Source organism: Ruegeria sp. C12 (assembly GCF_056537745.1).
Map to the genome: position 1 here is coordinate 1 of NZ_JBQFSA010000005.1, position 23869 is coordinate 23869.

Annotated in this window: 27 protein-coding genes and 1 tRNA gene; 16 read left to right on the forward strand and 12 right to left on the reverse strand. The window is 59.5% G+C overall.

Going from position 1 to position 23869, the window contains the following annotated elements:
- The first annotated feature begins 168 nt into the window (after positions 1-168).
- From ACR0C9_RS10990 to ACR0C9_RS11005, 4 genes are all read left to right on the forward strand, one after another.
- On the forward strand, positions 169-699 hold the full coding sequence (locus ACR0C9_RS10990) for a hypothetical protein (RefSeq protein ID WP_480781018.1): 531 nt from the start codon (positions 169-171) through the stop codon (positions 697-699).
- A gap of 257 nt (positions 700-956) precedes the next feature.
- Positions 957-1904 (forward strand): hypothetical protein, encoded by a 948-nt coding sequence (locus ACR0C9_RS10995; RefSeq protein ID WP_480781019.1) that lies wholly within the window; start codon positions 957-959, stop codon positions 1902-1904.
- Positions 1905-2402: 498 nt separating this feature from the next.
- Positions 2403-3656 (forward strand): tyrosine--tRNA ligase, encoded by a 1254-nt coding sequence (gene tyrS, locus ACR0C9_RS11000; RefSeq protein ID WP_480781020.1) that lies wholly within the window; start codon positions 2403-2405, stop codon positions 3654-3656.
- Between the two features lie 119 nt (positions 3657-3775).
- Positions 3776-4540 (forward strand): DNA/RNA non-specific endonuclease, encoded by a 765-nt coding sequence (locus ACR0C9_RS11005; protein ID WP_170450095.1) that lies wholly within the window; start codon positions 3776-3778, stop codon positions 4538-4540.
- A 109-nt stretch (positions 4541-4649) separates the two neighbouring features.
- On the opposite strand, the gene ACR0C9_RS11010 is transcribed toward ACR0C9_RS11005, so the two are convergent.
- Positions 4650-5375 (reverse strand): hypothetical protein, encoded by a 726-nt coding sequence (locus ACR0C9_RS11010; RefSeq protein WP_480781021.1) that lies wholly within the window; start codon positions 5373-5375, stop codon positions 4650-4652.
- 281 nt (positions 5376-5656) lie between these two features.
- On the opposite strand from ACR0C9_RS11010, the gene ACR0C9_RS11015 reads away from it, so the two are divergent.
- Positions 5657-6412, forward strand: a complete 756-nt coding sequence (locus tag ACR0C9_RS11015; RefSeq protein WP_480781022.1) for an SDR family NAD(P)-dependent oxidoreductase — start codon at positions 5657-5659, stop codon at positions 6410-6412.
- A 9-nt stretch (positions 6413-6421) separates the two neighbouring features.
- Positions 6422-6976 carry a sugar O-acetyltransferase gene (locus ACR0C9_RS11020; RefSeq protein WP_480781023.1) on the forward strand — a complete coding sequence of 185 codons (555 nt, stop codon included), beginning with the start codon at positions 6422-6424 and terminating at the stop codon, positions 6974-6976.
- Here the strand turns inward: ACR0C9_RS11020 and ACR0C9_RS11025 are convergent.
- On the reverse strand, positions 6957-7295 hold the full coding sequence (locus tag ACR0C9_RS11025) for a winged helix-turn-helix transcriptional regulator (protein ID WP_480781024.1): 339 nt from the start codon (positions 7293-7295) through the stop codon (positions 6957-6959). The two genes, ACR0C9_RS11020 and ACR0C9_RS11025, sit on opposite strands and share 20 nt — an antisense overlap.
- 124 nt (positions 7296-7419) lie before the next feature.
- Between ACR0C9_RS11025 and ACR0C9_RS11030 the strand changes: the two genes are divergently transcribed.
- The gene (locus tag ACR0C9_RS11030) at positions 7420-7707 is read left to right on the forward strand and encodes a putative quinol monooxygenase (RefSeq protein ID WP_170734990.1); all 288 of its coding nucleotides are present in this window, start codon (positions 7420-7422) and stop codon (positions 7705-7707) included.
- Between the two features lie 90 nt (positions 7708-7797).
- On the opposite strand, the gene ACR0C9_RS11035 is transcribed toward ACR0C9_RS11030, so the two are convergent.
- From ACR0C9_RS11035 to ACR0C9_RS11045, 3 genes are all read right to left on the reverse strand, one after another.
- Positions 7798-9606 (reverse strand): ABC-F family ATP-binding cassette domain-containing protein, encoded by a 1809-nt coding sequence (locus tag ACR0C9_RS11035; protein ID WP_480781025.1) that lies wholly within the window; start codon positions 9604-9606, stop codon positions 7798-7800.
- A gap of 67 nt (positions 9607-9673) precedes the next feature.
- A complete protein-coding gene (locus tag ACR0C9_RS11040) occupies positions 9674-10414 on the reverse strand; it encodes a GNAT family N-acetyltransferase (protein ID WP_480781026.1) in 741 nt (246 codons plus the stop codon).
- 100 nt (positions 10415-10514) lie between these two features.
- Entirely contained in the window at positions 10515-10991 is a 477-nt protein-coding gene (locus ACR0C9_RS11045) for an outer membrane protein assembly factor BamE domain-containing protein (protein WP_170450082.1), read from the reverse strand.
- Positions 10992-11076: 85 nt separating this feature from the next.
- On the opposite strand from ACR0C9_RS11045, the gene ACR0C9_RS11050 reads away from it, so the two are divergent.
- The 8 genes from ACR0C9_RS11050 (at position 11077) to ACR0C9_RS11085 (ending at position 16396) form a co-directional block, all read left to right on the forward strand.
- Positions 11077-11613: a DUF177 domain-containing protein gene (locus ACR0C9_RS11050; protein WP_170621944.1), complete on the forward strand. Its 537-nt coding sequence runs from the start codon at positions 11077-11079 to the stop codon at positions 11611-11613.
- 205 nt (positions 11614-11818) lie between these two features.
- Entirely contained in the window at positions 11819-12025 is a 207-nt protein-coding gene (rpmF, locus tag ACR0C9_RS11055) for a 50S ribosomal protein L32 (protein ID WP_008756996.1), read from the forward strand.
- Between the two features lie 24 nt (positions 12026-12049).
- Positions 12050-13138, forward strand: coding sequence for a phosphate acyltransferase PlsX (gene plsX / locus ACR0C9_RS11060; protein WP_170450078.1), 1089 nt, complete (start codon positions 12050-12052; stop codon positions 13136-13138).
- A gap of 21 nt (positions 13139-13159) precedes the next feature.
- The gene (locus ACR0C9_RS11065) at positions 13160-14131 is read left to right on the forward strand and encodes a beta-ketoacyl-ACP synthase III (protein ID WP_170450076.1); all 972 of its coding nucleotides are present in this window, start codon (positions 13160-13162) and stop codon (positions 14129-14131) included.
- Positions 14132-14228: 97 nt separating this feature from the next.
- Positions 14229-14531 (forward strand): integration host factor subunit alpha, encoded by a 303-nt coding sequence (gene ihfA, locus ACR0C9_RS11070; protein WP_008755922.1) that lies wholly within the window; start codon positions 14229-14231, stop codon positions 14529-14531.
- 18 nt (positions 14532-14549) lie between these two features.
- Entirely contained in the window at positions 14550-15116 is a 567-nt protein-coding gene (locus tag ACR0C9_RS11075) for a MerR family transcriptional regulator (protein ID WP_170621947.1), read from the forward strand.
- 62 nt (positions 15117-15178) lie between these two features.
- Positions 15179-15255: transfer RNA gene (locus tag ACR0C9_RS11080), tRNA-Pro, on the forward strand.
- A 61-nt stretch (positions 15256-15316) separates the two neighbouring features.
- Positions 15317-16396, forward strand: coding sequence for a 2'-deoxycytidine 5'-triphosphate deaminase (locus ACR0C9_RS11085; RefSeq protein WP_480781027.1), 1080 nt, complete (start codon positions 15317-15319; stop codon positions 16394-16396).
- A 3-nt stretch (positions 16397-16399) separates the two neighbouring features.
- Here the strand turns inward: ACR0C9_RS11085 and ACR0C9_RS11090 are convergent, their stop codons facing one another.
- The 6 genes from ACR0C9_RS11090 to argS all read right to left on the reverse strand — a co-directional run bounded on the left by ACR0C9_RS11090 (position 16400) and on the right by argS (position 21978).
- Positions 16400-16618 (reverse strand): hypothetical protein, encoded by a 219-nt coding sequence (locus ACR0C9_RS11090; RefSeq protein ID WP_480626120.1) that lies wholly within the window; start codon positions 16616-16618, stop codon positions 16400-16402.
- Between the two features lie 64 nt (positions 16619-16682).
- Entirely contained in the window at positions 16683-17333 is a 651-nt protein-coding gene (gene scpB, locus ACR0C9_RS11095; protein ID WP_480781028.1) for an SMC-Scp complex subunit ScpB, read from the reverse strand.
- The gene (locus ACR0C9_RS11100; protein ID WP_170450066.1) at positions 17326-18120 is read right to left on the reverse strand and encodes a segregation and condensation protein A; all 795 of its coding nucleotides are present in this window, start codon (positions 18118-18120) and stop codon (positions 17326-17328) included. The genes scpB and ACR0C9_RS11100 overlap by 8 nt, the downstream gene beginning before the upstream one ends.
- Positions 18110-19117 (reverse strand): beta-N-acetylhexosaminidase, encoded by a 1008-nt coding sequence (gene nagZ, locus ACR0C9_RS11105; protein ID WP_170621949.1) that lies wholly within the window; start codon positions 19115-19117, stop codon positions 18110-18112. The genes ACR0C9_RS11100 and nagZ overlap by 11 nt, the downstream gene beginning before the upstream one ends.
- The gene (locus ACR0C9_RS11110) at positions 19114-20145 is read right to left on the reverse strand and encodes an SPOR domain-containing protein (protein ID WP_480781029.1); all 1032 of its coding nucleotides are present in this window, start codon (positions 20143-20145) and stop codon (positions 19114-19116) included. Before ACR0C9_RS11110 ends, nagZ begins: the two co-directional genes overlap by 4 nt.
- Positions 20146-20232: 87 nt before the next feature.
- A complete protein-coding gene (gene argS / locus ACR0C9_RS11115) occupies positions 20233-21978 on the reverse strand; it encodes an arginine--tRNA ligase (protein WP_480781030.1) in 1746 nt (581 codons plus the stop codon).
- A gap of 133 nt (positions 21979-22111) precedes the next feature.
- Between argS and ACR0C9_RS11120 the strand changes: the two genes are divergently transcribed.
- The gene (locus ACR0C9_RS11120) at positions 22112-22663 is read left to right on the forward strand and encodes a molybdopterin-binding protein (protein ID WP_170450060.1); all 552 of its coding nucleotides are present in this window, start codon (positions 22112-22114) and stop codon (positions 22661-22663) included.
- Here ACR0C9_RS11120 and ACR0C9_RS11125 read toward each other — a convergent pair whose 3' ends face one another.
- On the reverse strand, positions 22664-23806 hold the full coding sequence (locus ACR0C9_RS11125) for a deoxyguanosinetriphosphate triphosphohydrolase (RefSeq protein WP_170450058.1): 1143 nt from the start codon (positions 23804-23806) through the stop codon (positions 22664-22666).
- Positions 23807-23869: the final 63 nt, after the last annotated feature.

Here is a 23869-nt window from a genome sequence, read left to right on the forward strand (position 1 = left end):
TATGGGTTCAATACGGGAATGGCGACAGCGCGATGCTGATCTGACAAGTGGCAACGGCGGTGCGTGACGCAGGCCCCGTTACAGCATCTCACCCCTAACCATGAAGCAACCTTCTTGTATTCACTCCTCTCGGCATCCAATTTGAGAACAGACAAACTGGGAACGATTATGAGCGCTCGATTATCAACAGCAATTCGGATAGGTGATGCCGCAAGAGCGATTTTGCGAAAGAACAAGAGCTTTCCGGACCAGCGGTTTGAAGAAAATGAAGACTGGGATGACCGCGAACATGTCGGTGTAGAGCCTATGTTGTTGGCACTGTCGATGGAATTAGCACTCAAAGCGTGGTTTGTCTTCGACCACGACGATCCAAAAGTTATCAAGTCGCATGACCTGGCGAAGTTGTTTGACGGCCTGCTACCGGAAAGTCAGCGGCGTCTAGATGACGAGTTCAAGCGAACGGTAAGCCCGCGTCACCCCAGTGTCTTTTTGTGCGAATGCAGTATTCGCGACATTCTTTCACAGCACAAAGATGCATTCGTGGATTGGCGCTATCTCCACGAGACAAAGAAAACAATGATGTTTGACCAAGACGTTTTCGAGGCGACGCTCGAGATGGTGCTCCGAGAGTTCAGAAAGAGATATCGCAGTGACCCGATGAAACCACTCTTTCGCTATCCTGACGGTTGTGGCCTTTGAGAAAGTCGCACTACGCCGTGTTCATGCACTGCGGATGCCAGATTCGGGCAGGAACATCATGCTGCCATTGCAAATGCGGTGTACCGGGGCAACGGCCGATTGGGGCTCATCACTTCCGAAGGCCAGTGCGTCAAAGATCATGGTTTTGTGGGACCGGAACCAACCATCGACCGATCTCCCGAATCGATTTTGAAAATGTAGTAGTATTCAGGTGCCACTTTGAAAATAGCTGAGCTACGAAACACAGAGGCGAACTTTTGAAAAAATTTTCCACCGAAGCGATGGATCGGCTCAAGAACTACGTCCAATCAGCATTTTCTGGTCTTGAGATTGCGTTACTAGCTTCGTTCGTTTTGCTTTTAGCTAATGCGCTTTTCTTTGAACCACCGGCTGGGTTTAAGACGAAGCTGCTTCCAAACGTTGATATCGAACAGAGAGAGTTGACGAGACTATATGCCGCCGCGCTCGGGGCGTTTCTGAGCATCAGACTGTTGTTGGCAAGCAAGAAAATAAAAACAGGTAGCACGCTATTTTGGGCTACAGGTATCATTGCTACGATTGCCGCGAATGTCAGCGTTGTTATTCTCGCGACAAGTTCGATTTTTGCTTTCACGATACTTCTCATACCGCTAATGTTACTCGTTGCTATTGAATTCTGGTTTCTTTGGGACACGCGTCCAATCGGTTTTTTCCAGGCAGTCCTACCAACCGGATATGTAGTTTGTGCAACTCTGTGGTTTCTTAATGTTCTGTTTGTCGAACATAGCATTCGAATAGAACCTCCCCTTCCAAAAGGGTCTCTTGAATTGGTAGAGAGCGAAATCGAGGAGTTGTTGGTAGGGCGAGACCCATGTATGCATCCTTCAGCAGACATTGTCCTAACACCACTTGGGTATTGGACGTTCGTTAGAACAAGCTACGACACTACTTGCGGTGCGGATAGTTTGGTCAGTCACTTAGGCCCAGACGCTGTTGCAACCCTTCTCGTGTTAAACGAGTGGATGGGCACAACTTCAGCATCCTTAGACGACATCGACCTTCCTCAACTATTGTCGAGTCAATTGGCTATAAGATCAGAACTTGAGGAGCACGGTGAGGCAATTCTCGAGACTGATCAATGGCGCATTATCTTGCAAACCTTGGAGAGTGCAGTAGCCGTTGAACCGATAGCGGGCGACGCGTCTACTACGAAAACGGATAGGTGAAGTGAAGTTCTCTACTGTTCAAGGAATAGTGCTCGTTTGCGAATTTGGCGCTTATGCCCGCTTTTCCCTCTCTCTACAGGTTCAAGCGTAATACGGCCAGTGTCCGGTCTTTGAGCTTCGCATGCAAATGACCAAAGCGCGGTAAACCGTAGCAGTAGACTCTTAGCTGTCACCATTCAATGCAAAAATCAATGCGAGCATCTTGCCCATCGAGGAAGAAGTAGAAACCCCATCGACCACAACGGCCCAATCTACCGAAAACACCTTGGTGTCGAGAACTAATCTTGTCGGCAATCCGTATCGCCGCGACCATCATCCTTTGACTATGAGTTCTAGCCATAGAGACTGGACATTCCTGCAGACATAGGGAATTAGAAAACCATGTCCCACGGCACTCCAAATTTCGTGCGGACAATCGGGTAAGGTTTGACATTCACTGACCCATAACTTACACCCGCCCTTGCTGAGAGGGCCAAAGTACAAGGCTTGCTGAGCGCTATGAACTACCACCCCAAATCGGATTTCATCGCCACGATGATCGAGCGCGGCTTTCTGGCCGATTGCACCGATTATCAGGGCCTTGATGAGGCGCTGATCAGTGGGTGCAAACCGGCTTATATCGGCTTTGATGCAACGGCCAAGTCGTTGCATGTGGGCAGCCTGATCCAGATCATGATGCTGCGCTGGTTCCAGAAGACCGGACACCAGCCGATCACTCTGATGGGCGGCGGCACCACCAAGGTGGGCGACCCGTCGTTTCGTGCGGACGAACGCCCCCTGCTGGGGCCCGAGCAGATCAATGAGAACATCGCGGGCATCAAAAAGGTATTCTCCGCCTATATCGACTATGACAGCGACGCCGAGAACAAGGCACTGATGCTGAACAATGCCGAGTGGCTGGATGGCCTGAACTACCTTGATTTCCTGCGCGATATCGGGCGGCATTTCTCGGTCAATCGGATGCTGAGCTTTGAATCGGTGAAATCGCGGCTGGATCGCGAGCAGTCGCTCAGCTTCCTCGAATTCAACTACATGATCCTGCAGGCCTATGACTTCCTTGAACTGAACCGCCGTTACGGCTGCGTTCTGCAAATGGGTGGCTCGGACCAGTGGGGCAACATCGTCAACGGCATCGACCTGACCCGCCGGGTGCTGGATCACGAGATTTACGGCCTGACCTCGCCCCTGCTGACCACCAGCGACGGCAAGAAAATGGGCAAATCCCAGGACGGTGCAGTCTGGCTGAACGCCGACATGCGCTCGCCCTATGAGTTCTGGCAGTTCTGGCGCAACACTACCGATGCGGACGTGGGGCGGTTCCTGAAGCTCTACACCGAAATGCCGGTGGATGAGTGTGATCGGCTGGGCGCGCTGCAAGGGTCCGAGATCAATGAGGCCAAAATCCGCCTCGCCAACGAAGTGACCACGCTTGCCCACGGTGCACAGGCCGCGGCAACCGCCGAAGCTACTGCGCGCGAGGTGTTCGAAAAAGGCGGCGTGGGCGACGACCTGCCGACCCTGACCCTCAGCGCCGCTGAGCTGGGCGACGGCATGTCGATCGTGCAATTGATCGTGAAATCCGGTCTGGCCAAATCCGGCAAAGAGGCCAAGCGCCTGATTGCCGAAAACGGGGCCAAATTGGACGACGCGCCGCTGACAGATGCGGGGCTGATGATCGATGCGGGTGCCTTGTCCTCACCCATCAAACTAAGCGCGGGCAAGAAACGGCACGCGCTGGTGCAACTGGGCTAAACCGATTGACCCTGAGCGCGTAAGGGCGTGCTCAGGGGCCTTCTGTGAACTCGGCTTCTTTGCCGTGATGCATTCTGTGCTAACCTGTTCGGGGTTTTGGTTTCGCAGATTGTTGTGTCATGGTTGTTCAGAATATTTTCAAATCCACCAAAAGAAGCGATGTTGTCTTCGAAGGCGAGAAATTCTCGACCGGAGCGGATGAAGTCACCTGTGTTTTGACGACAGACAGTTTGAAGCTGAAAGGCAGCCCGCCCGCTTCGGGTCACTGCAACATCGTCGAACGCTTTAACTCTCGCTGGGACGTCAAGGATTTGATTGACCTATCGGCGGTTCAAAAGGCGCTTGCGAACAAGACGACACTGCAGAAGCTGGCCAAAGCCAAATCGGTCGAAAAAATCCTAGAACTATTGGCGCTTAGCGAAATTCATATGTTGGCTGACTATTCCGAGCTGCAGGCCCAGACCTATGTCAAAGGTCATATCCTCAGCGAACAACTGGGCGGCCCGGGAACCAACGTGAACCTGACGCCGATGTCGGCAAGTTCGAATTCAACTTACTACAGCAAGTTCGAATCCAAGCTGATCAGATTGCTTGAGGATGTGAAAAAGGAAGAAAAAGTCACTGGCTACCGCGTGCGGGTCCGGTTTCACGCAAAATGCAAGGGCGCGATGAAACCGTGGTGGGGTAGCGGCGCGTCCAAAGAGACCACGCGGATGCTGAGCAAGCTACCAAAGACCCTGCAGGCCAGTTGGCGGTTTGACAGTTTCTTCCGAGACGGCAAGCCGACCGAACGTATCCCCAGGACAAAACTCCCCCCTTCGGTTGTCAAGAAGATGCCAGTTGCCACGGGGATTAAACCGTTCAGCATACCGTTGGATCTTTGATCGACTGGTCTTTTTTGTGAATTGACGATGACCGGGCGTTAGGGATGATCTGGCGCCAACAAAAACTCGGCCACCCGAAAGTGGCCGATTACTATTCAAGCGTGCCGGGTCACTTTTTGCCTTTGCCGCCACCTTTGCCGTCGCCGCCTTTGCCGTGTCCGGAACCGTTGCCCTGGCCATTATTGTTACCGTTATTGCCGGTACCTGGTCCGGAACCGTTGTTGTTACCGCCGCCGTTACCGGGGTTGCCTGCATTCCCATTTCCGTTTCCGGGGCCGTCGCCGCCCTTGCCGCCACCTTTACCGTCGCCGCCCTTGCCGCCACCTTTGCCACCGCCTTTGCCGGGGCCTTCACCGCCACCGTTTCCAGGGTTGTCACCGCCGCCATTGCCGGGGTTGTCACCTCCACCATTGCCGGGGTTATCGCCGCCACCGTCGCCGGGACCGTCACCACCACCGTCGCCAGGGCCGTCGTTTCCACCGTTGCCGCCACCATTACCCGGGCCCTGACCTCCGCCGCCGGTATTGCCGCCATCGTTTCCACCACCCGTCGGGCCCTGAGCGACCCGATCCGAACTGCGGTCTTCGCCCCGTGTGCTGCCTGCGTCCGAAATCGACGCCGTCGGCAGATCCGTCAGCAATGCCGCCAAACCGGGGCACATCGCGCCGGTGTTCTGCAACGTGGTCTCGAAATCCGCGCGCCGCTGTAGCTGCTTCAGAAAGCTCGGCGTGACCTGCGTGCAGTCACACAGCGCAGCATAATCGCCGCTATTCGCCGCCGTCCGCGCGGTTCGCCAATCGCAAACCTCGGGCGCGGCCGCGGCGCTGCTGGCCATCAAAACTCCAACAAATGGTGCAATCGCAAACGCACCCAATTTGTGCTTCGTACTCGTTAACATGTCGGTACCTCCTGACATAGAAACACCTGACCATGTCAGGCTATTCGATCACGAGATGGAGACGTCTCGTGAGGTCCGGATGAACGCTGGCTGAAGATTTGTTAACCTCGCGTCACCCACGTCGGATGCAAATGACGCTTGGTCTTTGGCCAAACATCTGGACACACCCGACCCAAGCCGCTTATTGAACATACGTTCATAAATCTGGGAGGCATCCGATGAACCTGTCGAACACAGCCGCATTCGTCACCGGAGGCGCGTCGGGTCTTGGCGAGGCCACTGCCCGCCATTTCGCGCAACACGGTGCGCAAGTCACGATTCTGGACCGGGATGAAGACCGCGGCGCGCAGGTGGCCAATGAAATCGGCGGCCATTTTGCACAAACCGATGTCACCGACGAAGGCTCGGTCGCGGCTGCTGTTGCCACCGCAGCAAGCAAAATGGGTCGGATCACCGCCACGGTGAACTGTGCCGGGATCGCCTACGGGATCAAAACCGTGGGCCGCGATGGCCCGCACCCGCTGGACGCCTTTCAGCGCACCATCGACATCAATCTGGTCGGCACCTTCAACGTGTCGCGACTGGCAGCCGTTGAGATGGCCAAAAACGAACCAGAGCCGGATGGCGCGCGCGGCGTGATCATCAACACCGCTTCAATTGCCGCATTCGACGGCCAAAAGGGCCAGGCGGCCTATGCGGCGTCAAAAGGCGGCGTGGTGGGTATGACCTTACCCATGGCGCGCGATCTGGCCTCGACCGGTATCCGCGTGATGGCCATCGCTCCGGGCATTTTCATGACGCCGATGCTGGCAGGCCTGCCCGAAGAGGTGCAGCAGCAACTGGCTGCTGACGTTCCGAACCCCGCTCGCCTGGGGGATCCCAATGAATACGCCCGCCTTGCCGGTTTCATTGTCGAGATGGGCTATCTGAACGGCGAAGTCATCCGCATCGACGGAGCGCTGCGTATGCGCTAGGTCTGTCGAATGACCGAGCGTGAAAAGATGCAGGCCGGGCAGTGGTATTGCTGCCTGGACCCCGAGTTGGACGCGTTGCGGGCGCAAGCCCGCCGCGCAGTTCACGCGCACAACACTTGCCCGCCAGACGATCGCGGCGCGCTGGCTCCTGAATTGCAAACGCTGTTCGCGGACCTTGGGTCCGAGTGTTATCTCGAAGCACCGTTTCACTGCGCTTACGGGATGAACATCCACCTTGGACACCGGGTCTATTTCAACGCCGGATGCGTGATTCTGGACACCGCGCCGGTTCGGATCGGTGACGACACGATGTTCGGCCCCCATGTTCAGATCTATTGCGCCCAGCACGCCAAAGACCCAACCGAGCGCGCCCAGGGTCTGGAAATCGGCTTACCCGTGACCATTGGCCGGAATGTCTGGTTCGGCGGCGGTGCCATTCTGATGCCCGGCATTACCATTGGCGACAACGCAACCATCGGCGCGGGCAGCGTCGTCACCAAAGACGTGGCAGCCAGAGAAACCGTGGTCGGCAACCCCGCCCGGCCTATTCCCCCCCTCCGATAACCCTGTTCTGACCCCAAACCGCCAAAGCCGCGATCACAGGGCGCAGCGCTTGCCCCTTTTCAGTCAGGCTGTACTCCACTCGGGGCGGCACCTCGGCAAATACCTTTCGATGCACGATTCCATCTGCCTCAAGCTCGCGCAATTGCTTGGTCAGGCTGCGCTGGGTCACCGTACCCAGCGCACGGGACAAGGCGTTAAAGCGCATGGTGCCGCCAAGAAGATGATAGATTACCAGCCCTTTCCATTTTCCCGATATCTGCTCCAACCCGGCCTCAACCGGGCAGCCTGCGCTGCAGTCATATCTTTCAAACCGATCCACCGCCGCCTCCTGCCTTTGACAATATACAAAAGGTACTTACCTGCATAAATAGTGCGTACTTGCGTGTTTTGTATACGTGTCACATATCCCGGGTCATCGCAACTGAACCCTGTAAGGAGACATCATGGCCCTGACCATTCTCGCTCAAATCACGGCCCATCCGGGCAAAGAGGAACTTGTCCGCGCCGAGCTTGAAAAGCTGATCCCAATCACCCGTGGCGAAGACGGATGCATTCAATACGACCTGCATGTGGACACAGGCAATCCCGGTGTTTTTGCGTTTTATGAGAATTGGGAAAGCCGTGACCTGTGGCAAACGCATATGAACGCGCCTCATCTCGCAGCTTATATGAAAGCCACCGAAGGGGCCGTGGCCGAGTTTACGCTGAACGAAATGACACGGATAGGTTGATCCCATCCACGGCAAAACCGGAGCAGTCGCCAGGCTCCGGTTTTGTGAAACTTTTTCAATGTGGCCTTTTGAGCGTTGAAGAGTCGGCGTTTACCCGGCCTCGGCCTTCTCTTCCAGAATCAGCCACTCTTCCTCAGCCGCCGACAGCTTTTCCTGCCGTTCAACCAGCGCCTCAGACGCCTTCTGGAACTTGACCGGCTCACGGGTGAACAGGTCGAGGTCAGACATCAACTCTTCCAGCTTGGCGATCTCGGCCTCAAGGCGCGCGATCTCGGCGGGCAGTTTCTCCAACCGGTGTTTTTCCGAGAAGGACAGGCCCGATTTCGGCTTCGCCTCCTGCTTGACCTTCGGCTTGGAGGGCTTTGGTTTTTCTTCCCTTTTCCCAAAAACCTCTCCGCGCTGAGCGATATAGTCCGACCAGCCCCCGGCATAGACCGTGGCGCGCCCATTGCCTTCCATCGCGATGGTGGTTGTGGCCACCCGATCCAGAAAATCCCGGTCGTGGCTGACCAGCAGGACGGTGCCGTCATAGTCGTCCAGCAATTCCTGCAACAGGTCCAGCGTTTCCACATCCAGATCGTTGGTCGGTTCATCCAGCACCAGCAGGTTTGACGATTTCGCCATCAGTTTGGCCAGCAGCAACCGCGCCTTTTCGCCACCCGACAGGGATTTGACGGCGGCCCGCGCCTGCGCGTCGTCGAACAGAAATTCCTTGAGATAACCCACCACATGCTTGGGCTGCCCGCCGACCATGACCTGATCGGCCTTGCCCGACACCCGCATCTCGGGGTCGCCGGTCATGCTGTCCCACAGGGTCATCTCCGGGTCCAGCTGAGCGCGGGTCTGGTCGAACACCGCAATCTCCAGATTGGTGCCCAAAGCGACCGCGCCGGCATCCGGCTCTACTTGCCCCAACAGCATTTTCAACAACGTGGTCTTGCCCACCCCGTTGGGTCCGACAAAGGCCACGCGATCCCCACGCTGCACCAGCAGGTCGAAATTCCGCACGATCTGCGTGTCGCCGTACCCCTTGGCCAGCCCTTTGGCTTCGATCACCTTGCGGCCCGATTTCGGCCCGGCCTCCAGCGTCATCGCGGCCGAGCCCTGACGCTTGATCTGCGCCGCCTTCTCGGCCCGCAGCGCCTGCAACGCCCGCACCCGGCCCTGATTGCGCTTGCGGCGGGCGCTGATGCCCTCAACGGCCCATTTCGCCTCGGACTTGATCAGGCGGTTCAGCTTGTGGCGTTGCTGATCTTCCTCTTCCCAAACCTTGTCGCGCCAGGCCTCAAACGCATCAAACCCCTGCTCTTGCCGCCGCACCGCACCGCGATCAATCCACAGCGTCGCCCGTGTCAACGCCCGCAAAAAGGCGCGGTCATGCGAGATCAGCACAAAAGCGGCCCGCGTCGCCCCCAACTCGCGCTCAAGCCACGCGATGGCTTCGATATCCAGATGGTTGGTCGGCTCGTCCAGTAGCATCAGGTCCGGCGCTTCGGCCATCAGCTTGGCCAAGGCCGCCCGCCGCCGCTCGCCGCCCGAGGCCGTCTCAACAGGGCGCGTGGGGTCGAATTTCAGCCCCTCCCCCGCACGCTCGACCTTGTACAGCTCTCCGGGTTCCAACCCGCTGGCGGCATAGTCGCCCAGCGTGGCAAACCCCTCCATTGTCGGGTCCTGCTCCATATACCCGACCGACTTGCCCGGCGGCACGACGATCTCGCCCTGATCGGCCTCGACCAAACCCGCCATCACTTTCATCAGCGTGGATTTACCCGACCCGTTCCGCCCGACAAGCGCCACGCGGTCGCCCGGCTGAACCACCAGATCAAGCTCGGAAAATACCGGATCGCCCCCGAAGGTCAGGGAAATGCCGGACATCTGCAACAAAGGAATTCTCGCCATGCCCGCCAGCTAAACCGGCTGGGCTGGCGCGTCAACGCCCCTGCTTCTTCTCGTCAAAAATACGGATTCACCCGGCCACCGCCCGCAGCAAACGTTTCCGTGCCGGGGGAATCGCCCCAATCTCAAGCCCTGTGAACACGTGCAGAGTGTTCATATGCCGGTCCACCACCGCATGATCGCTGACCCAGCCGCCCATCAGCAGGTATGTCCGCAGCAAAGGCGGCATCCGTAGCATCGCCTGTTTCGCATCCGGCCTGCGCCGTAGGCGCGCGGCGAAACGGAAAACATCCGGCGCCTTGACGCGCGGCAGCCACCGTTTCGGGGCCAGATGGCGGTGTTTGAGCATGGCAAAGGAATCCAGATATTGCTCGGTCTCGGTTCCTGCAAAAGACGAGCAGCCAAACAGCATCTCGATCCGGTTTTGGTCGACAAACGCGGTCATCGCCCCCCAGGCCACGCGTAGGATGTCCGGGTCGGTCCAATCGGGGTGAATGCAGAAACGACCCATCTCGACCATACGCCCGCCGAACCCTTCCAGACTGGACAGGTCATAAAACTGCGCCGAATAGCTGTGCGCGAGCTCGGACCCGCTCCCCATGGTCAACATCCGGAAACAGCACACAAGCTGCCCACCGGCCTGCATATCCTCGACCAGCACATGGGAACATACCGCATCAAACGCGTCCGCGTCAGTTTGATCCGTCGCAAAGGCCAGCGTCCGTAGCGCCTGCGCCGCCGCCACGTCCCGTTCAGACTGCGCCAACCGGGCCCGATAGCGCCCTTTGTTCAACAAAACGGCTGTTGCCATGGTCGCATCCTCCGAGGTTGCGGACCGGAGATCCAAGTTACCGCCCCGATATCATAAGACATGTGACCGTCCTGTGAACCTCACAAGACGATCCCGTGACTTAGTTCGACGCGCCCGGAATGTTGGCCGGGTTGAAGTTGCCGATATTGCCCAGCAGCTGACGCAGGAAGCCTGTGTTCTCGACACTGGATTCGGTTACGCGGCGTTCCAGCGGGATAACGACCCCGTCCTCCAGGCCAAAGCGTTCGACGTTGCTGACCACGCCGCGCTGATCGAAGCTGATGGCAACCACCTCGCGGGAAACGACCTCGGGCCGTTTGGGGCCATAATGGCGGATTCGGGACCGGACATAGTAATAGCCGGAATCGCGCACCACGCCCGAGGCACCGGGCGCGCCAACTGCCTCGGCCACACTTTCGCGTGTATCCGTGCCCACCTTGATCTCGGCCAGATCCTCGGCCGGAGGCACATAGCCGTGATTCCTGAAGATCGGAGTGCAGGCGGTGATCACAGCCAGACAGGCCACCAACGCAAGCGAACGCATCGCCGATTTCGACCTGTTTCCAATCATCAACATACGCACCCTCTTGCCTTGGCCTCTTGCGGCTTCTATCCGATTACAGAAACCGCTGCCACGGTTCAACACATAGAAAGGCTCACGAATGAGCGACGTTACTGCATTGCGGGTGGCCGACCTGCCACAAAACGCCCCCACCCGGTTCGAATTGCGCCCGGGAAAGGACGTGTTGGAGGCTATTGGCCGGGATCTGGGCCTGCTCGGCCTGCGCAAGCTCAGCTTTGTCGGAGATCTGCGCGCAGCAGGAAAACGCGACTGGGCGCTGTCCGGCAAGCTGGGGGCGACTGTGATTCAGCCCTGTGTGGTGACGCTTGAACCCGTGACCACCCGGATCGACATCCCAGTTTCGCGCCTATTTGTGGCCGACTGGACCGACCCTGACGAGCCCGAGTTCGAAATCCCCGAAGATGACGAGACCGAGCCATTGGGCGCTGAGATCGACCCCGCAGCCGTGATGGTCGAGGCGCTTTCGCTGGCCCTGCCCCAATACCCACGCAAGGACGGGGCCGAACTGGGTCAGGCCGACTATACCGAACCGGGCAAACAGGCGATGACGGATGAGGATGTCAAACCCTTCGCAGGGCTGGCGGAATTGCGCGATGCCCTGAAAAAAGACGAGTGACAGAGGTCTGATTTCCTGTCATAGCAGGCGGTCAGAAAAATCACTTGAACATGACGAGAATCGCAGTATTTTCGCGCGCTCATCGGATTTTGGGTTGGACATTTCGGGGCTGGTCCCCTAAACGCGCGTCAAACCACGATAAACGAAATATGAAACCACGGTCGGCGGCGAATCTGCTGACCCTCAGTAGACAAAGGTTGAGACCATGGCCGTCCAACAGAACAAAGTTTCCAAGTCGCGTCGCAACAACCGCCGCGCACACGACGCTCTGGTTGCTGCAAACCCGAACGAATGCCCGAACTGTGGCGAGCTGAAGCGCCCGCACCACGTTTGCGCATCCTGCGGCCACTATGACGATCGCGAAGTCGTCGCGCAGGCCGACGAAATCGACCTGGACGAAGACGCAGCCTAAGCCTGATTGAGCGCAGGCCAAGGCATGACTGAACAACCCACGCACGCCGAACGGATCACCATCTCGGTTGACGCTATGGGGGGGGACGAAGGTCCCGCAGTTGTTGTTGCAGGCCTCGCGGAATCGGCCAAAAAGAACCCCAATATCGGGTTTCTTCTGCACGGTCCGGAAGACATGCTGCGCAAGCTCGTGGCAAAACGGCGCGTCCTTGATGGGCGCGTCGCTTTTCGTGATTGCCCCGACGTGGTCACGATGGAAGACAAGCCCAGCCAGGTTGTGCGCAGCGGCAAGCAGACCTCGATGTGGTCCACGCTTGAGGCCGTCCGTCAGGGCGAGGCGCATGGCGCGGTGTCCTGCGGCAATACCGGCGCGCTGATGGCTTTGTCGATGATGCGCCTGCGCAAACTGCCCGGTGTGAACCGCCCGGCGATTGCGATTCTGTGGCCTTCGCGCAACCCGCAGGGGTTCAACGTGATGCTGGATGTCGGTGCGGATGTGCGCGCCGACGCCAAGGATCTGCTGCAATACGCCCTGATGGGCGCATCTTATGCCCGTAACGGCATGGCCCTGCACCGTCCCCGGATCGGGCTGCTGAATGTGGGCACCGAAGAACACAAGGGCCGCGCCGAGTTGAAAGAGGCGCATGCCATGATCGCCGATTTCGCCGAGCCTGCGAATTTCGATTTCGTGGGTTTTGTCGAAGGCAGCGACATTCCGGGCGACAAGGCAGATGTCATTGTAACCGATGGGTTTACCGGCAACGTCGCGATCAAGACCGGGGAAGGCACCGCCAGCCTGATTGGCGACCTGCTGCGGCAGGCGTTCAAATACACGCCACTGTCCCGGCTGGCCTCGATCCTTGCCATCACCTCGCTGAACCGTCTGAAAAAGCGGATCGACCCGCGACGTGTAAATGGCGGCGTGTTCCTTGGGCTGAACGGCACGGTTGTCAAATCCCATGGCGGCGCTGACCCGACCGGAGTGTCGGCGGCGGTCAAACTGGCCTTCACCTTGGCCGAGTCGGGTTTTGCCGAAAAATTGGCGGCACGGGTTGCATCGACGGCCCAGCTTGCACAAGATGCCGCGCAATCTGCGCCGCAGACGGAAAAATAACAAAAAAGGCAGTACCCCAGCATGGCAGGCCGCTCAGTTGTTGTAGGTGTCGGGCATTATTTGCCAGAACGCGTTGTTCCGAATTCCGAGTTCGAAAAGACACTCGACACCACCGATGAATGGATCCGGACCCGGTCCGGGATCGAACGTCGCCATTTTGCAGCCGAGGGCGAGACCACTTCGGATCTGGCCACCAACGCCGCCCAGGCGGCCCTTGCGGATGCCGGGCTTGAGGCGGACGATATCGACGCCATCGTCCTGGCCACCTCAACTGCTGACCTGACCTTCCCTTCCGCCGCGACGATGGTTCAGGCGCGGCTGGGTATGACCAGGGGGTTTGCCTTTGACGTACAGGCCGTCTGCGCCGGGTTTGTCTTTGCCCTCAGCAATGCCAACGCGCTGATTCTGTCGGGTCAGGCCAAACGGGTTCTGGTCATCGGGGCCGAGACGTTTTCGCGAATCATGGACTGGACCGACCGCTCGACCTGCGTCTTGTTCGGCGATGGCGCGGGGGCATTGGTGCTTGAGCATCAGGAAGGCCACGGCACCTCAGATGACCGGGGCATTCTGGCAACCGATCTGAATTCGGACGGGCGCTATCGGGAGTTGCTGTACGTGGATGGTGGCGTATCGACGCAATCCACCGGCTATCTGCGCATGCAGGGCAATCAGGTCTTCCGCCACGCTGTTGAAAAGCTGACCAAAACGGCCGAAACCGCCCTGTCGAGCGCTGGCCTGTCCAACGAGGATGTCGACTGGATCGTGCCGCATCAGGCCAATATCCGCATCATTCAAGGCACCGCCAAGAAAATGGGCCTGCCGATGGAAAACGTGGTCGTAACCGTGCAGGACCACGGAAACACCTCGGCCGCCTCGATCCCGCTGGCCCTGTCGGTGGGCAAACAGCGCGGGCAAATCAAGCCCGGCGATCTGTTGGTGACCGAAGCCATCGGCGGCGGCTTGGCCTGGGGCGCGGTTGTCCTGCGCTGGTAACAAGCGCATTCCAGCTTACACACCCGCCTGCAATTCATTGATATTGACAGCGAATTTGCGTGGACCCTATGCTTTGATATCAACAGGGGAAAAAGGTATGGGCGACAAAACACTGACCCGAATGGATCTGAGCGAGGCCGTCTTTCGTGAGGTGGGCCTTTCACGCAACGAAAGCGCACAGCTGGTCGAAAGCGTTCTGAACCACATGTCTGACGCTTTGGTGCGCGGCGAGCAGGTGAAAATCTCGTCTTTTGGTACGTTCAGCGTTCGCGACAAAACCGCCCGTATCGGTCGCAACCCCAAAACCGGCGAAGAGGTTCCGATTCAGCCGCGCCGCGTGCTGACCTTCCGCCCGTCGCATCTGATGAAAGATCGCGTCGCTGCCGGGAATCGCAAGTAACCCGAGGGCCGCACGGACATGAGCAAATCTCCCGACGCGTTTCGCACAATCTCTGAGGTTGCGGACTGGCTCGGTGTTCAGGCCCATGTTCTGCGGTTTTGGGAAAGCCGGTTTACCCAGGTCAAACCTGTCAAACGGGCCGGAGGACGGCGGTACTACCGCCCCAATGATATGCGCCTGCTGGGCGGTATCAAAAAGCTGCTGCATGAAGATGGCATAACGATCAAAGGCGTGCAGCGCATTCTGCGCGAACAGGGCATCGCGCATGTGGCGTCGCTGTCGCCAGAGCTGGACGATGTCGCAGCGTCTGAAAACGCCGGTGATGATACTGTCGTACCCTTCACCTCCGCCCCTGCCCCAGCGTCGGAACAGATTCATATGGATTTGGGCGAACCGCAGGCGGCGCGGCCAGACGTCGCACCCGCGCAGGAACCCGAACTGGACGCGGCCCCACTGATGGGGGGAATCGCCTCACTGGCCTGGAACCGGTCCGAGTTTGATGAGGAACTTCTGGGCCGTATCGCGCCGCTGGCGAAAGACCTGCGCAAATGGCTGGATCGGGTCGAAACCCAAGCGGCGGGATAGGACAAAAAGGCAGTGTTTTCCTCTTGCCCCTGCCGGGAAATTCTTTATGAACACCTCAACGTCGGGCTATGGCGCAGCCTGGTAGCGCGTCCGTCTGGGGGACGGAAGGTCGCAGGTTCGAGTCCTGCTAGCCCGACCAAATCACACCGACGTTTATGGCAGACAGGCCAGATCCCGCTCTGGCATCAGGGGGGATCGGAATGACAGGTGTATGTCCAAATCAACAGATCGAAGCGATGATCACGCGCGGCGAGATCACCGCGAGCCCGGATGTGATCCCTGCACAGGTGCAACCGGCCAGTCTTGATCTGCGTTTGGGAACAGTGGCTTACCGGGTACGCGCGTCGTTTCTGGCCGGTGAAGGGCGCTCAGTCGCCGACCGGCTGGCCGAGTTCGAGATGCACCGCATCGACATCACCGACGGGGCCGTTCTGGAAAAAGGCTGCGTTTATCTGGTGCCGCTGATGGAATCGCTGGCCCTGCCCGACAGCATCACGGCCGTGGCCAACGCCAAAAGCTCGACCGGGCGTCTTGACCTGCTGACACGTACCATCACCGATGGCGGGACCGAGTTTGACCGGGTTCCTGCAGGCTATACCGGACCGCTATACGCCGAGATTTGCCCGCGATCATTCTCGGTGCTTGTCCGTCCGGGGATGCGCCTGAACCAGATCCGGTTCCGTCAGGGACAGGCCGTTTTGACCGACGCGGAACTGATGACGCTGCACGGGGAATCGCCTTTGGTCGATGGGCCTGCGGTGATTCAGGACGGGCTGGGGTTCTCGGTCGATCTGCAATTGCCCGACAGTGATCTGGTGGGATACCGCGCCAAGCCCCACACCGGGGTGATCGATCTGGACTGGATCGGCGAATATGACCCGCAGGAATACTGGGAAGAGGTGCGCACCACAGACGGTCGCATCATCCTCGACCCCGGCGCGTTCTACATTCTGGTCAGCCGCGAGGCGGTGCATATTCCGCCCATGTATGCCGCCGAAATGGCCCCCTATCTGGCCATGGTCGGAGAGTTTCGCGTGCATTACGCGGGCTTCTTCGACCCCGGATTTGGCCACGCTGCCGCAGGCGGTGCCGGGTCGCGCGGAGTGCTGGAGGTGCGCTGCCACGAGGCCCCGTTTGTGCTGGAACACGGGCAGGTTGTCGGGCGGCTGGTTTATGAGAAAATGGCCGAGATGCCGACGCAGCTATATGGTGCGGGCATTGCGTCGAACTATCAGGGTCAGGGCCTGAAACTGTCCAAACATTTCAAGGCCGTAGGGTAATTCTCAGAATTTCATGAACCGGCGCATCTGCCGCGTCATCCGCTGGGCCTGTCGCAGGTTCTTTGCGTGATTTGCCGTGTTGGGGCGTTTTTGTGCACCTGGCGCTGCATCGGGCTTTTGACCATTGCGGGTAGCCATATCAAATCCTTTGTCCACGCCCTTGTTGACAAGACGGCGCATGACCTGTCGCACGATCATGTCGATGATCCGATTGGCATTCATTGCTCAACTCCGTTTCTCAAACCACAAGATAGGCATCCTGTGCGGCAACAAAAGGGCGGCGCGATCACTCTTCCTCGAACAGCTCGCTTTGATCCTCATTCTCAGCGTCGTCCTGACTGTCCCCCAGCGGGATTGTGCCCGGCGGCGGACGGTTTTCCAGCAACCCTGCGGCGCGCAGTTCTTTCAGCCCCGGCAGGTCGCGGGCATTCTCAAGCCCGAAGTGATCCAGAAACTGCGGCGTCACCACGAACGTCACCGGGCGGCCCGGCGTCATCCGGCGGCGGCCGAGCCTGATCCACTCCATCTCAAGCAACTGGTCGATGGTCCCGCGAGAGACCGAGACTCCCCGGATTTCCTCGATCTCGGCGCGTGTGCAGGGCTGGTGATAGGCCACAATCGCCAACGTCTCGATAGCCGCGCGGCTTAGCTTGCGGGTCTCGACCGTTTCCTTCTGCATCAGAAAACCAAGATCGGCGGCGGTTCGGATCGCCCATGCGTCGCCGACGCGCACAACGCGAACACCGCGCCCCTCATAACGTTTCTGCAACAATTCAACCGCTTGCGCGGCGTTGCTGCCATGAGGCATCCGCGCTTCGAGGTCGGCAATGGTGACCGGCTCGGCGCTGGCAAACAGCACCGCTTCGACCATGCGTTCCTGCTCGGCCAACGGGGGCGCTTCGAACAGGGTACCGGTCTCTTCGGGGGTGTCAGTCACGTGTTTCGGTCCTCTTGCGCAATTGGATCGGGGCAAAGGTGTCGCTTTGCTTGATCTCCATATGTCCTTCTTTCACCAGCTCCAGCGAGGCCGCAAAGGTCGCCGCCGTGGCTGATCTGCGCCGCACCGGGTCGGCGTCCCAGCCTTGCGGCAGATAGGTCTCCATATCGGTCCACGTCCCCGCAAACCCGATCAGCGGACGCATCCGTTCCAGAGCCTGCTCCATCGTGAAGACGGCGTCGCGATCCATGACGAAGGGGCGAAATTCGTCACGGGTGCGGATACGCGCGTATCCCTGCATCAGGTCCAGCAGCGTGGCGGAATAGGTCACGGTGCGAATGCGGGTCACATCCTCGCCCTGCCCGCGCTTGAAGAAATCGCGCCCAAGCTGGTCGCGCGCCATCAGACGCGCGGCGGCGTCGCGCATGGCCTGCAGACGTTCCAACTGGAACGCCAGATGCGCCGCCAGTTCCTCGCCCGACGGCCCTTCGTCATCCGGGTCGGGCGGCAGCAACAAGCGGGATTTCAGAAAGGCCAACCAGGCGGCCATCACCAGATAATCGGCGGCCAGCTCGATCCGCAGCGCACGGGCCTTTTCAACAAAGGCCAGATATTGCTGCGCCAGCGCCAGAACCGAGATTTTCCGCAGATCGACCTTTTGCGTGCGCGACAAGGTCAGCAGCACATCCAGCGGGCCTTCGAACCCGTCAACGTCAACGATCAGCGCCTCAGCGGCCAGCCGATCGGCGACCGAGACCGGGTCTTCGCTGAAAAGGTTATCGTTCATATACCTGCCCGCCCATTAGGGCAGATAGTTCCGCCTCGGCGGCCTCAATGTCAAGTTCCGCAGGGGTTTTGCGCATGGTCAGGGCGCGCTCTGCGCGGGTCTGCGCCGCCTGCGTCATCTGGCCCGCCGCTTCCAGCACTTCGGCCCGTTCTGCAAAGCTGCCATTGCAGTGCAGCACCACGTCACAGCCCGCCTGTAGCGCCTGCCGCGACAGGTCCGCGACAGAACCGCTGAGCGCTTTCATCGAGATGTCGTCGGTCATGATCAGCCCTTCAAACCCGATAACCTCGCGGATCACGCGCATCATCGGGGCCGAGATCGTGGCCGGGGTCTGGTCAATCTGTTCGAACACCAGATGGGCCGTCATCCCCATAGGCAGATCGTTCAACGCGCGGAAGGGCGCAAAATCAGTTTCGGTGAGTTCATCCAGCGACAGATCAACGCGCGGCAGATCGAAATGGGTGTCCAGCGTCGCCCGACCATGGCCCGGCATGTGCTTGACCACGGGCAGAACCCCGCCATCCAGATGCGCCTGAGCCACGGCGCGCCCGATCTGACCAATCGTGCCCGCATCCTCGCCATAACAGCGATTGCGCAGAAAGGCATGGGTTTCCGCCCGTGCGGTATCCACCATTGGGGCGCAGTTGCTGTCGATCCCAAGCTCGAACAATTCATGCGCAATCAGGCGATAGCGCAGATACATGGCCCGTTCCGCCTGATCCCCTGCCCGTTCGGCGTGATCCAGTGGCGGCATCCATTCGCGCGCCAGTGGCGCGCGCAGGCGCTGCACGCGCCCGCCTTCCTGATCGATTGTGATAGGACAGTTGCGCCCGACGGATTCGCGGAAATCATCGCAGAGCGCGCGCACCTGATCGGCGCTTTCGATATTCCGGGCAAACAGAATGAACCCGAACGGGTTCATCTCGCGGAACAAGGCCCTTTCATCATCGGTCAGCCGCAAACCTTCGGCATCGGTGATTACGGCCCCGAAACTCACCTGACGGCCACCGGGATGCAGTCAGCCCCTTGCGCCACCAGCGCGGCGCAGAATTGACGCGAGTCGCTCAGGTCTTCAAATCCCAGCACGCGCAGGCGATAAAACGTGCGCCCACCGCTTGAGGTTCGCTGAATAACACGCTGTTTACCATTCATATATTCGCCAAATCGACCATCCAGACGAGACCATTCCGCCTTGGCCACATCAGCGCTTTCGAACGCCCCAAGCTGCGCCAAACGGGTGCCCTTGCTCAGCGTGTCGGGGTCAACATCCAAACCAGCCGCAGCCTTCACGGCGGCATTGATCGCATCCTCCGAGGCAGCAGCGGCCGAAACACGGCGCGCGGGCCGCGTGTTGGGGCGAAGCGAGCGGCGTACTCCCGGCAGTTCCGCAATCGCCGGATCAGGCAGAGATGCGGCCAGATCGGCGGGGTCAATGGCGGGTTCTTCTTCGGGCGTCGCCAGCGCGGCAACCTGCACACCGGGTTCCGCCTCTTGCTGGTTCCGCGCGGCCTCGCCCGCCAGTTCAGCGACCAGCGCGTCAACCGCGTTCTGCCGCAGTTCTGCCGCCTCCTGGTTCGAAATCGGCTCTTCCATCACATGCAGCGCCTGAGTTGGCATCAACTCTCCGGCGGGCAGGTCTTCGTCGGTCAGCGAGACCGGGCGTGGGGCAAGGATCAGGCGATCCGCAGGTGCCGCAGCCGAGCCTTCGGCAGCGACGGCATTGACGGCAAGCCCCTGATGGTCGGCAGGCTGGCCACCCGGATTTTCGGGTTGAATACGCATCGGCCCTTCGGCGGAGCGCACGACCGGGACGCCACTGACATCCCGCATGACCAACTTGTAGCTCCAGATACCGACACCGGCGACCAGCGCCAGAGAGGCCACCGCCCCCAGCACATTCACCGCTTTGCCCAGCCCGAAAGAGCCACGCGGCGCATCGTCAGCGTGCGCATCCTGTGCATGCGGTTGATTCGTGTAATGCATATGCTCGGGGCCTTGCTGCCCCGAGTAATCGTAACTCGCCATGTCCGCCTCACTGCCCGTTTGCGCCTTAAAAACACGGCGCGCGGGTCATTTCTTGCCTACCTCAGACCGGCGTTTCGGGCGATTTTGTTACCGCATCTCCTGCGCCGGAGTGACGCCAAGAATACCCAAGCCCGCTGAAATCACAACAGAAACAGCCCGCGCCAAGGCGATTTTCGACTGGCTTGTGGCAACATCGCCATCCTGGATGAAGCGCAATTGGGTTTCATCATTGCCTTTGTTCCACAATGCATGGAAATCCCCTGCGAGTTCATACAGATAGAAGGCAACCCTGTGCGGCTCATTGGTGCGCGCCGCGATTTTCACCAAGCGCGGCCATTCGGCCAGCTTCTTCGCCACAGTCAGTTCCGAGGCGTGATCGTTCTTGCTGAGGTCAGCACCTGTAAGCGTCGCATCATCGGCGGCAATCCCGGCCTCGGCGGCGCGACGCAGCACGCTCATGACCCGCGCATGGGCGTATTGCACGTAGAACACGGGGTTCTCGCGGCTTTGCTCCAGCACCTTGTCGAAATCGAAATCCAGAGGCGCGTCGTTCTTGCGCGTCAGCATCACGAAACGGGTCACATCCGGGCCAACCTGATCGACCACATCGCGCAGCGTGACAAAGTTCCCGGCCCGCTTGGACATCTTGAACGGCTCGCCATTCTTCCACAGCTTCACCAACTGCGTCAGCTTGATATCCAGCGGCACCTTGCCATCGGACAGCGCCGAAACAGCCGCCTTCATCCGTTTGACATAGCCACCATGGTCAGCACCAAACACGTCGATCAGCGCGTCAAAACCACGGCTCACCTTGTCATAGTGATAGGCGATATCGGGGGCGAAATAGGTCCAGCTGCCGTCCGATTTCTTGACCGGGCGGTCCACGTCATCACCATGCTCGGTGGATTTGAACAGGGTCTGCTCGCGCGGTTCCCAATCCTCGGGCTTCTTGCCTTTGGGCGGCTCCAACACGCCTTCATAGATCAAGCCCTTGTCGGTCAGCGACGCCAGCGCAGCCTCAATCCGGCCTGTGCCATAGAGGGATTTCTCCGAGAAGAACACGTCCATCTCAACGCCCAGCGCCTTCAGATCGGCGCGGATCAGGTCCATCATCGCGTCGGTCGAGAACTCGCGCAGGTCCTCCAGCCATTCGCTTTCCGGCTTGTCGATCAGACTGTCGCCATATTTCTCTTTCAGCGCCTCACCGATCGGGATCAGGTAGTCACCGGGATAAAGACCTTCGGCAATCTCGGGGCTGAGGCCATTGGCCTCGCGATACCGTTCATAGGCCGAGCGTGCCAGCACATCCACCTGCGCGCCGCCATCGTTGATGTAATACTCGCGGGTCACGTCATGACCCGAATAGGCCAAGAGGCTTGCCAAGGCATCGCCGAACACCGCGCCCCGCGTATGGCCCACATGCAACGGGCCGGTGGGGTTGGCCGAGACATACTCAACATTGACCTTCTGCCCCTGCCCCATGGTCGAGCGGCCATAGTCGGTGCCCTGCTCCAGCACCGCCGCCAGTACGCCCTGCCAGACGGTCGGCGCAAGCCGCAGGTTCAGAAAGCCCGGCCCGGCCACCTCGGCGCTGGTGATCCGCCCGTCCTCGGCCAGTTTCCCGGCCAGCACATCAGCAATGTCGCGCGGCTTCATCTTGGCCGGTTTCGCCAGCACCATCGCCGCGTTGGTCGCCATGTCGCCATGCGCCGCGTCGCGCGGAGGTTCGACCGCCACGTTGTCAAAGCTCAGCCCCTCGGGCAGCGCGCCTTCGGACTGCATCTGCGCCAGCGCGTCCAGTACCAGGGCACGGATCTCGGAAAACAGGTTCATTACGGATGTCCTTTTGCTTGCCGGGCGGTTTACCACGCACCACGCCAAGGTCAATGGACGCCTAAAGTTTGGGCTTGGTTTACCGTCAAAGCCCGCTAGTGTCGGCAGAAATCCACGAACCGGAGATCCGACAATGCGCCTTGCCCTGCCGTTGAGCCTGATGCTGACCACCGCCCTGCCGCTCTGGGCCGATATACCCGCGCCGCAGGGCCATGTGCTGCTGACACTGGGCGGAGCCGTGACCGAGACCAACCTGCCCGCCCGCGGCGAGAATGACGGCGGGTTGTTGGGTTATCTTGAGGTCCAGCACGACGGCGCGGCTGGTTTCGATGCTGTGATGCTGGACGGGCTCGAACAGGTCGAGATCACCATAGCCTACGGCCCCGAAGGCAATCAGCGCGACATCGCATTCTCCGGCCCGCGCCTGTCAGATGTGATGACCATGGCCGGGGCCGAGGGGAAGACGGCAAAGCCGATGGCGTTGGACGGTTATCAGGCCGAAATCCCGTGGGACAGCATCTCAGCACATCAACCGATTGTTGCCACGCACGCCGATAGCAACCCGATGGGCATCGGTGGCTATGGCCCGACCATGATCGTCTTCCCGCCCACCGACGACCCCGATCTGGCGCAGGAACAGGCCAGTCAGCAGGTCTGGGCACTGGCCTATATCGGGATCGAGTGATCAGCCTCCGGTCAGCCGCGCATGATCCTGCAGGGCGAACCGGTCCGTCATGCCCGCGATGTAATCCGATACGATCCGGGCCAAAGCCGTCTCATCACCGGCCGCTTCGATATCGTCATGCCAATGACCCGGCATCTGTTTCGGGTCATTCAGATAGATCGGGAACAGCTCCTCGACTACTTTGCTGACCTTGGCCCGCACCTCCATCACCGAAGGCGCGCGGTACATTCGCGTGAAAAGGAAGGCGCGAATTTCTTTCAGCTGAGCCCAGAGATCACCCGAGAACTGGATGACCGGATACCCGAGGTGCCGGATATCTTCGACAGACCCAGCCCCTGAGGCCGCAATCAGATCAGCCGAGGTGTCAATGACATCCGAGACCATAACTCCAAAGACCCGCCGCAACGCTTCATGCCGACGGCGGTAAGGGTCGAGGCCTGGGTATTTGGCGTCCACCTCGGCAAAACACGCGCCGACAATCGGCAGGTTCTGAATGTCTGCATCCGTGAACAGGCCCGCCCGCAACCCGTCGAACAAATCATGATTGTTATACGCGATATCATCTGAAAGCGCCGCCACCTGCGCCTCGGCGCTGGCATGGGTGTGCAGTTCAAGGTCAAACCCCTGATTGCACTCGGCCAGTGCCCAGGGCAGTTCGCCGACCACCGGGCCATTATGCTTGGCGATCCCTTCCAGACATTCCCATGTCAGATTGCAGCCATCAAACTCGGCATAGTGACGTTCCAGCTTGGTCACGATCCGAATGGCCTGCGCATTGTGATCAAACCCGCCATAGGGCGCCATCAGCGCGTGCAGGGCGTCCTCGCCTGTATGCCCGAACGGCGTGTGTCCCAGATCATGAGCCAAAGCCACGGCCTCGGTCAGTTCGGGGTTCAGCCCCAACGCCCCGGCAATGGTACGCGCCACCTGAGCGACTTCGATGGAATGGGTCAGACGGGTGCGATAGCTGTCGCCTTCATGCTCGACAAACACCTGCGTCTTGTGTTTGAGCCGCCGAAACGCGCTGGCATGAATAATCCGGTCGCGATCACGCTGAAAGCATGACCGGAAACTGCTCTCCTCCTCCGGCACCAGCCGCCCCCGCGCGCGGGCTGGGTCCGAGGCAAAACCCGCTCTTTCCAAAGGTCTTGTCCTTGTCGCCTGTCCTGAGGTTTCATATATTGTACCCGGCTTAGGAAATAAACC

Bases quoted from the DNA above. Each gene is read 5' to 3' on its own strand.
- ACR0C9_RS11005 (WP_170450095.1), top strand. From the start codon at position 3,776: ATGGTTGTTCAGAATATTTTCAAATCCACCAAAAGAAGCGATGTTGTC.
- ACR0C9_RS11085 (WP_480781027.1), top strand. From the start codon at position 15,317: ATGACAGGTGTATGTCCAAATCAACAGATCGAAGCGATGATCACGCGC.
- ACR0C9_RS11090 (WP_480626120.1), bottom strand. From the start codon at position 16,618: ATGAATGCCAATCGGATCATCGACATGATCGTGCGACAGGTCATGCGC.
- ACR0C9_RS11010 (WP_480781021.1), bottom strand. From the start codon at position 5,375: ATGGCCAGCAGCGCCGCGGCCGCGCCCGAGGTTTGCGATTGGCGAACC.
- rpmF (WP_008756996.1), top strand. From the start codon at position 11,819: ATGGCCGTCCAACAGAACAAAGTTTCCAAGTCGCGTCGCAACAACCGC.
- ACR0C9_RS11050 (WP_170621944.1), top strand. From the start codon at position 11,077: ATGAGCGACGTTACTGCATTGCGGGTGGCCGACCTGCCACAAAACGCC.
- plsX (WP_170450078.1), top strand. From the start codon at position 12,050: ATGACTGAACAACCCACGCACGCCGAACGGATCACCATCTCGGTTGAC.
- ACR0C9_RS11020 (WP_480781023.1), top strand. From the start codon at position 6,422: ATGACCGAGCGTGAAAAGATGCAGGCCGGGCAGTGGTATTGCTGCCTG.
- argS (WP_480781030.1), bottom strand. From the start codon at position 21,978: ATGAACCTGTTTTCCGAGATCCGTGCCCTGGTACTGGACGCGCTGGCG.
- ACR0C9_RS11120 (WP_170450060.1), top strand. From the start codon at position 22,112: ATGCGCCTTGCCCTGCCGTTGAGCCTGATGCTGACCACCGCCCTGCCG.
- ACR0C9_RS11035 (WP_480781025.1), bottom strand. From the start codon at position 9,606: ATGGCGAGAATTCCTTTGTTGCAGATGTCCGGCATTTCCCTGACCTTC.
- ACR0C9_RS10990 (WP_480781018.1), top strand. From the start codon at position 169: ATGAGCGCTCGATTATCAACAGCAATTCGGATAGGTGATGCCGCAAGA.
- ACR0C9_RS11045 (WP_170450082.1), bottom strand. From the start codon at position 10,991: ATGTTGATGATTGGAAACAGGTCGAAATCGGCGATGCGTTCGCTTGCG.
- ACR0C9_RS11040 (WP_480781026.1), bottom strand. From the start codon at position 10,414: ATGGCAACAGCCGTTTTGTTGAACAAAGGGCGCTATCGGGCCCGGTTG.
- ACR0C9_RS11110 (WP_480781029.1), bottom strand. From the start codon at position 20,145: ATGGCGAGTTACGATTACTCGGGGCAGCAAGGCCCCGAGCATATGCAT.
- tyrS (WP_480781020.1), top strand. From the start codon at position 2,403: ATGAACTACCACCCCAAATCGGATTTCATCGCCACGATGATCGAGCGC.
- ACR0C9_RS11065 (WP_170450076.1), top strand. From the start codon at position 13,160: ATGGCAGGCCGCTCAGTTGTTGTAGGTGTCGGGCATTATTTGCCAGAA.
- ACR0C9_RS11075 (WP_170621947.1), top strand. From the start codon at position 14,550: ATGAGCAAATCTCCCGACGCGTTTCGCACAATCTCTGAGGTTGCGGAC.
- ACR0C9_RS11100 (WP_170450066.1), bottom strand. From the start codon at position 18,120: ATGAACGATAACCTTTTCAGCGAAGACCCGGTCTCGGTCGCCGATCGG.
- ACR0C9_RS11015 (WP_480781022.1), top strand. From the start codon at position 5,657: ATGAACCTGTCGAACACAGCCGCATTCGTCACCGGAGGCGCGTCGGGT.
- ACR0C9_RS11030 (WP_170734990.1), top strand. From the start codon at position 7,420: ATGGCCCTGACCATTCTCGCTCAAATCACGGCCCATCCGGGCAAAGAG.
- ihfA (WP_008755922.1), top strand. From the start codon at position 14,229: ATGGGCGACAAAACACTGACCCGAATGGATCTGAGCGAGGCCGTCTTT.